Annotated in this window: 6 protein-coding genes and 1 pseudogene; all 7 read right to left on the minus strand. The window is 39.7% G+C overall.

Annotated elements, in window-relative coordinates; all coding sequences use genetic code 11:
* Positions 1-187: 187 nt before the first annotated feature.
* A complete protein-coding gene (locus VK541_RS17070) occupies positions 188-1396 on the minus strand; it encodes a glycoside hydrolase family 88 protein (protein WP_324371547.1) in 1209 nt (402 codons plus the stop codon).
* An 85-nt stretch (positions 1397-1481) separates the two neighbouring features.
* Positions 1482-1667, minus strand: coding sequence for a hypothetical protein (locus VK541_RS17075; protein ID WP_324371548.1), 186 nt, complete (start codon positions 1665-1667; stop codon positions 1482-1484).
* A 202-nt stretch (positions 1668-1869) separates the two neighbouring features.
* Positions 1870-2190, minus strand: coding sequence for a hypothetical protein (locus VK541_RS17080; protein ID WP_324371549.1), 321 nt, complete (start codon positions 2188-2190; stop codon positions 1870-1872).
* Positions 2191-2625: 435 nt separating this feature from the next.
* Positions 2626-3753, minus strand: coding sequence for an alginate lyase family protein (locus VK541_RS17085; protein ID WP_324371550.1), 1128 nt, complete (start codon positions 3751-3753; stop codon positions 2626-2628).
* Positions 3754-3800: 47 nt separating this feature from the next.
* Positions 3801-4994 (minus strand): glycoside hydrolase family 88 protein, encoded by a 1194-nt coding sequence (locus VK541_RS17090; RefSeq protein WP_324371551.1) that lies wholly within the window; start codon positions 4992-4994, stop codon positions 3801-3803.
* 11 nt (positions 4995-5005) lie between these two features.
* Positions 5006-6178, minus strand: a complete 1173-nt coding sequence (locus VK541_RS17095) for an aldose epimerase family protein (protein WP_324371552.1) — start codon at positions 6176-6178, stop codon at positions 5006-5008.
* A gap of 190 nt (positions 6179-6368) precedes the next feature.
* Positions 6369-7424: pseudogene (locus VK541_RS17100) on the minus strand (hypothetical protein); the annotation flags it as partial.

A 7424-nucleotide genomic window follows, 5' to 3' on the forward strand; every position in this document is an offset into this window, starting at 1 on the left:
TAAAATTTTTTATCATTAGCCAGGCTAGTCCTGAGACAGATTACCCTTACGGGTAAACAGACAAGCAGATCTGCAATTGATACTCCTAAAGTTCTTTTTTGAATGTAACAAAATGGTGAGCCGGCAAGGGTTTATTTTCGGGCAAAAATTACGATACCTGTATCTTTGTTTTGCCCTCCATTGAAGATCACTTTAAGGGTTCAGATCTTTGCAGCCTGTCCGCTCTGATTAATGCTTCTATATAGTAATAATCGGCATAAGTAATTGAAGCATCTATCTCCAAGCCATTAGGCTTATGCCCGGTAGAATGTAAAAGAAAAGAGCTGTTCGTGTCCTTACTCAGATATTTGTCCGACGAAAGCACAGCCAATATCTGTTCTGCTTTCTTACGATATAGTGATGCTTTAACCTTATCGGCAACAAAAGTGGAAAGTTCTAACATCGCGGAAGCAGTTATGGCAGCTGCAGAGGCATCTTTAGGCGCATTTGGAATCCCCGGGTCATTGAAATCCCAGTATGGGATAAGGTCTGGCGGAAGCCGTTCTAAGTAAACATCGGTAACCTTTTGGGCAAATTCCAGAAATTCTGACCTTTTGCTTTCACGATAACACATGGTGAAGCCATAAATGGCCCATGCCTGACCTCTTGCCCACATTGATTCATCTGAATAACCCTGGTGGGTCACTGCTTTGATCTTTTTACCCGTATTTCTGTCATAAACAACTACATGATATGAAGAATAATCAGGCCTGAAAGCATTTTTCATGGTGACCTGAGCATGGCTTACCGCCATATCATACAGTTCTCGTCCTCCCCCATTTTTTGATGCCCAGAACAGCATTTCCAGGTTGATCATATTGTCCATAATCGTATTGTGCTGCGGCCATTCCAAATTGGGGACGGATCTGGGCCAGGATAAAATGGTTCCTGTGTTAGGATTGAAAAGTGTTGCCAGTGAATCGGCTGTCCGCAGGATCACCTTTTTATATTCTTCATTATGAGTAAGTCGGTAGCCATTACCAAAACTATTGAAAATTTGAAAGCCAAGGTCATGGTCTACTGCTTTTTGGACAGACAGCCGAGTTAATTCCCGGGTAAATTTATCAGCTTCTATTTTCCATTTTTCCTGATTTGTGGCTTCAAAAAGATACCAGAGCACCCCAGGCCAGAAACCACTGGTCCAGTCTTCATAGTCAACATAACGCCATTTGTCGGCACCGTTGTTTACATTTCTGGGTATATTTATGGCTCCTTTGGGTATTTCCTGAAGGGTTCTAGTTGCCTGTTTCTCTAAATAATGCAGTTGTTCGGAGTTCAGGTAGTTATTGCTGCTGCAAGCAGTTATTGTTATTGCAAGAAAACAAACTGCAATGCTTCTTTTGATGTAATTACGCATAAAATGTGACTTTGACTATTGGCGGATTTAATGATTTTTTCCGTACGGTTCTGTCCAAGGAGAAAAACAGCAAGATGAATTCAAATTATGGCCTTTTGTTCTCCCCCGCCGCTTGATGATCTGCAGACTTTTCATTCTTATCTATCTCAGCTATCCTTGCAGCTATTTTATCCCAGTGTGTTTTTATCTTTTCCGACGAAACTTCTTCTTTTTTAAAAGAGAATGCCAATCTTTCTTCTGCTAAATCGTTTGTAAGATTTCTTTTCTTCATAACTACAGGACATAGGAATTTCAAATAGATACTCAGTTGTGTAAAATTTTTGTGCTAATTTTATAAAGTGTCAAATCTCAGCAATTGTTTTGTTTATTTAAAATATTGATTTTAAACACAAAAGCTCTTAAATCTGAAAGATTCCATACCTGATTAAACCCCAATGATCATCGGATTACTGATAAATCCAGCTGGTCTTGTTTTAAAACCCGAAATTAAGTCCGGCAACCTGCACCAGCTTTAATTCATTTTTTTCAGATTTTATAAAATCGTCTATCATTGAGCTGGCAGACCTATAAAAACGATCTCTTATGTCACCGATTGAACCAATTTGTATTCTGTTTTGCCAGAATTCAACAAAAAGATCCTGTAAAAGATGATCAGCTAAATCCTGATTTCTAGTCATTTCAACTGTGTAATTCAATAAATCAGGATAGAGCGCAGTATGGAGCGAGGCGAAAGCTTCTATCTCACCGTTTATCGAATTGTTCCATAAAATCGTCAGTTTGTCAAGTTTGTTCATAAATTTCTCTTGTCTGTTCAGTCATTCGGTATCTCCCTAAGACACGCTTCCGTTTAAGGCATTCTATTAATGCATCCTGCTTTAAAAAAGCAAAATCCGTTTGACAGGCAAATGAAGGAAAACCATAAAATTTTAAGAAAGATTTTGACATTTTGTTTATTTGGTTGAAACAAATCTATAAAAGCTAAACCTGTTTAGCAATAGATTAGTAAATTTTATATTTTTTACTAATAAAGCACTCACTTGTTGAAGATATCAATATCATAATACAGAATTAAATATCAAAATAATACCATATATGGACTTTTATTTAAAATTTGACAATTAAAAAATAGATTATATTCGAGATAATTCCGTTCATTACAGCAAATAAACGTCATTAATACGATTAAAAGCAAAACTTAATTGATTTAAACTTTACGCTGAACTAAAATTTTATTTTCCTGTACCAAGGAAAAATAATGTTCCAAAGGCGGGCTGGTCACGGTCGTAGCCCTCAGGCCGCTGCTTTTTCAAAACCTGTTCAGTAAATGGCATAGATAACCCTTTTACCAAAACGTAGTGGTTATATACCATTTCATAAATTGGGATAAACCTGCCCCTGCTGATATCTGAAATTTTATTCCATACGCTGTATTTGCCCGTAATGTCTTTCCAGGTTAAAAAGGGTACCTCATTTCCCAGGTTATATTTTGCTATGTATTCAAATCCCTTAAGCAATCTGTTATCCAGGGCTTTATACAAGTCATCTCCCTGGTTATTAGCGATCTCGCAAATAGCAGCCAGACCACCGGCACCGAGCATAGAATGCCCCTGATCACGCCCGCTTTCCTGAATCTGGCCGCTATCACTGATGTAGTTTCTTATCGTTCCGTTATCATTGCCATTGTTATAAAAATCAATGGCTTTATTATACATCTTTTCATTATCAAGATATATCGCCGCCCCAATGTACATCCTGGTTACTATAGCCCCCCAGTTACCGTTAGTATATGCTTTGGCCTGATAGAATTTATCGCATACCGGGAGAAAAATTTCTGTTATCATTTTATTAATTTTAGCAATCTGTTCGGTGGTAATTCCTTTATAACCATATTTAAGAATTTCCATTGCATTAATTATTTTAGATCCTTCTAAACCTGCAAGTAAGGGCGCATCGTTTGTCGAAGGAATTGATTGTAAAGTATCCGCGTACACTTCTAAAATCTGAACTGATTTTTTTGCATGCGCTTCGTCTTTAGTAGCTGCCCACATCATCGCATTTAAATAGGCGGCGCTAAAGTCAGCCTCCATTTTACTTTTAGTATAGGCAAATTTACCGTCCCTTGAAATCACTTTAAAAGGCCCTTTTATCTCATATTGAGAATTTGAACAGGGGTGACTCAATAACAATTGATAGGAATCATACCCCGGCAGTATTTTTTGCTGAACCACTTCGTAAATGTGGTCCAGTGAAGCCTGCGAATGTAAAATACCAGGATGCGTAAAAACACGCTGCGCCTGAATTTTTTCAAGGGAAGATATTAAAAATAAAAGTAGAATGATTTTAATGCTGTGTTTCATAATGCGTATTTAACAAGTAAATTAAATTTATATCGAATCCCATCGTTTCAGCTTTTGAAGAAATCAAGCTTACTGTAATTTTTATAGCGCCATATTGCCTCCAGAAAATAGTAATCTGCATAAATAATTGGCACATCAATTTGAGAATTGTTGGGTTTATGCCCCGTGCTGTGTTTCAATAAAAAATAATTATTGCTTCCTTCTGTGGCCAGGTACTGATCTGCACAAAGTGCCTTTAACAATTGTACTGCCTGCTGGTAATAACGATTGTTTTTACCAGCATATTTACTAAGCTCAAATAATCCTGAAGCCACAATTGCAGCTGCTGAAGCATCCCGCGAAGCATTGGGGATATCTGGGGCCTGGAAATCCCAATAAGGAATATGGTCCGGGATTTTATTCGTCTGAGCCAGAAAATAATCAGCCGCTTTTATAGCCTGGTTTAAAAATCTGCTGTCGCGTGTTTCACGGTATAGAACGGTGTACCCATAAATCCCCCAGGCCTGCCCCCTTGACCAGCAGGTTTGATCGGCATAACCCTGATGGGTCATCCTGCGCAATAACTTGCCTGTAACCGGATCAAAATCAAGAACATGAAAACTACTGTTATCCGCTCTCCATCTGTATTTTATATCTGTATTGGCATGTGCCAGCGCAATTTTGTAGAAAGAAGAATCTCCGCTCACTTTTGTTGCCCAAAAAAGCAGTTCCAGGTTCATTAAATTATCGATGATTACCGGGTAATGAAACTGTCTATTATCCCAGGATTTTATTGCACCTACCTCAGGATGAAACCTGGTAGACAAAGATATCGCTGCTTGTAATAATACCTGTTTATAAGCTTCATTATGTGTTATTTTATACCCGTTGCCAAAAGAGCAATACAGCATAAAACCCAGATCATGGGTACCTTTGTTGTCTTTTTGGCCGGCAATACCTGCGGTCCATTTCTCCGCATACTTTTCAAAGCGCTTATCACCAGAAAGCTGGTTCATATACCACAAGCATCCCGGAAAAAAACCACTGATCCAGTCCCCTGCCCGCGATTCACTCAAAGATCCGTCAGCACCCGTATCACGGGCATATCGTGTGGTGTCCGGATATTTCTGCACAAAAGCCTTATACTGGCTTGCAGCAAGCCTAATCACTTTTTGAACCGGTACATCAGCCTGCATTTGCGCGCTTGCATTTACTGCAGCCATCATAAAAACCAGCGTAAGTATTTGTCTTGTTTGAAACATAAGATATTGTGTTAAAATCCAGAAAATTTGTAAATAGAAGTACTGCCGTATACCTCTGCCGGTGTTAAAACAGTTGAAGGAAATGCAGGTTGGTTTGGTGAATCAGGGAAATGCTGTGTTTCCAGACAGAATGCTGTCCTTAATTCATCCCTACTCCCGCTTTTAAATGTCAGACTGCCGTCCATAAAATTTCCGCTGTAAAACTGCAAACCAGGCTCCTGTGTGTAAACATCCATTGTCATTCCGGAGTGGTCGCCCTTAACAGTAGCAGCATGTAACATACCCATACCTTTTCTCTGATTCAGTATGTAATTGTGATCATAACCTTTTCCGTTAACTAACTGTTGATTTTCATCGTTTATACGAGCGCCTATAGCTGTCATCTTTGTAAAATCAAAAGGCGTACCCGCCACCTTCTCAATTTCCCCTGTTGGAATTAATGAGGAATCGACAGGTATATATCTGTCAGAATACATTTTCATACTGTGATTTAGAATGCTGCCGCTGCCTTCTCCATTTAGATTAAAGAAAGCATGATTGGTCAAATTTACCACAGTTGTTTTATCGGTTTTTGCCTGATAATTAATTTTCAATTCATTATTATCAGTTAGCGTGTAAGTTACCCGGATCTCTAAATTTCCCGGATATCCTCCTTCCATATCTTTAGATAAGTAATGAAATTCAATCTGATTTGAATCAGTTTGTTTGGCATCCCACACGACATTCTGGTATCCGCTTTTACCACCATGAAGACTATTTACACCGTTATTGGCATCAAGATGATAGAGCTTCCCGTCCAGCATGAACCTCGCTTTTGCAATGCGATTGCCATATCGGCCGATAGTAGCACCATAATAAGACCGGGAATTGATGTAGTCTGTAATGCTTTTAAAGCCAACCACCACATCCGTTAATTTTTTATTTCTGTCTGGGATCAGCAGGCTGACTAAACGGGCCCCATAATTCGTCAGTTTTGCCTCTGCATTTCTGGAATTTTTCAGGGTATAGAGCGCCGTGATCTTACCATTAAATTCGGTCTTAAAGGAATCGGCTAAAAGTATGAATATTTGATTGGAATCAAGGGCCGAGCTGCCATTTGTATCGGATGTTTTCTTTTCTGAATGACAAGATGATAACGCAAATCCTGCTATACCCGCAAGACTTAATATAGATTTTAGTTTCATAGGATGATTGTATCGTTAATGTGAGTTATTATTTAAATCATTGATAAAAAGCTGCAAGTGCAATAAGATGCCGAGGCACTATAAGTTGATATAGCGTGAAGATCTTCCATTAGGACGGCTAATCAATTTTTTCTTCTGGCATACCCCTTTAAATTACATAAATTTTTCCTGGTAACCACTGTGTGATTACCTATGTTTTATTGATGTAAAAGGTCCGTTCTACAGCTTTTGCCGTTTTTAGTTTAGGTACCTGGCTTTGACCGTACTGCCATGCAACTACAGTAACCTTCACCGGAAATTTAGCCCGTGGAGGTATTTGTGTGAATACAAGTACATCCCCATCTATTTCTGCAGGACCATTTTTGATATAATAGCTGACCGGAACCGGGGCGTCTGAAACAGCGCGAAGTTTAATTGACCGTATTCCGGCCTTTTGTGCCGGTATGTCAGGGAAATTAATTTTCTGATCCTTTCCTTCGGTATTGCGAAAAGGTATTTTCAGGTTCGCCTGCTGAACACTGGATTTATATTTTTCATCACCGGGCTCGGTGGCCATAAGCCAGATGTCATTCGTCCGTTTCTTATTCTCCATTCCCATCCGGTAAAAGGAAACCTTAAAGGTCGTGTCATTTACCTGAATTACCGGCCCGCATATTCTTGATATTTTAACGGATGGGGATTTTTCGGAAGTAGCACGTAATAGTGCGGAAACATGGAAAGTCAGTCCGTCAGACAAGGGATTAAACTTTAACTTATAACCTTCGAACCCTGATGCCGGCAACACGCTTCCGTCCTGAGCATAAGCAATTCCCCTGCGGATTTTTCCCCTTGCCGAAGCATAATATTTCTCGGTCGCTGTTGCCATCTGTTTGTCAAAGGCCCAGCCGGCTTCATCTTTTGCACCTGAATAAATACCATATGGGGCTGAAGGAGCTTTCAATATCTCATCCTTTCTCCAGCGGTCTACCCGCCAGCCTTTCGCCGGATCTACCGCTTTCAATACCACCGGCTTATCCAGCGGCCCGGCTTTAGGCAAGCGTTCTTTCGATACCTTTGAGAGGAACATGCATAGAAAATCAACCAGCTCATCAGAAAAGTCAAAATGACCATGTCCCGCATCACACAAATAAGCTATTGGTGCTTTTGGATTGGCTTTCACATAATTCATCGCAGGTGCAATTCGCTGGTCTCCCCATTCATATTCGCCCATCACAAACAAACCGGGAATGCCGTTGATATTACTTGC

The sequence above is a fragment of the Pedobacter sp. genome (genome assembly GCF_035317785.1).
In the GTDB taxonomy this organism is placed as follows: domain Bacteria; phylum Bacteroidota; class Bacteroidia; order Sphingobacteriales; family Sphingobacteriaceae; genus Pedobacter.

Bases quoted from the DNA above. Each gene is read 5' to 3' on its own strand.
- VK541_RS17070 (WP_324371547.1), bottom strand. From the start codon at position 1,396: ATGCGTAATTACATCAAAAGAAGCATTGCAGTTTGTTTTCTTGCAATA.
- VK541_RS17085 (WP_324371550.1), bottom strand. From the start codon at position 3,753: ATGAAACACAGCATTAAAATCATTCTACTTTTATTTTTAATATCTTCC.
- VK541_RS17090 (WP_324371551.1), bottom strand. From the start codon at position 4,994: ATGTTTCAAACAAGACAAATACTTACGCTGGTTTTTATGATGGCTGCA.
- VK541_RS17080 (WP_324371549.1), bottom strand. From the start codon at position 2,190: ATGAACAAACTTGACAAACTGACGATTTTATGGAACAATTCGATAAAC.
- VK541_RS17075 (WP_324371548.1), bottom strand. From the start codon at position 1,667: ATGAAGAAAAGAAATCTTACAAACGATTTAGCAGAAGAAAGATTGGCA.
- VK541_RS17095 (WP_324371552.1), bottom strand. From the start codon at position 6,178: ATGAAACTAAAATCTATATTAAGTCTTGCGGGTATAGCAGGATTTGCG.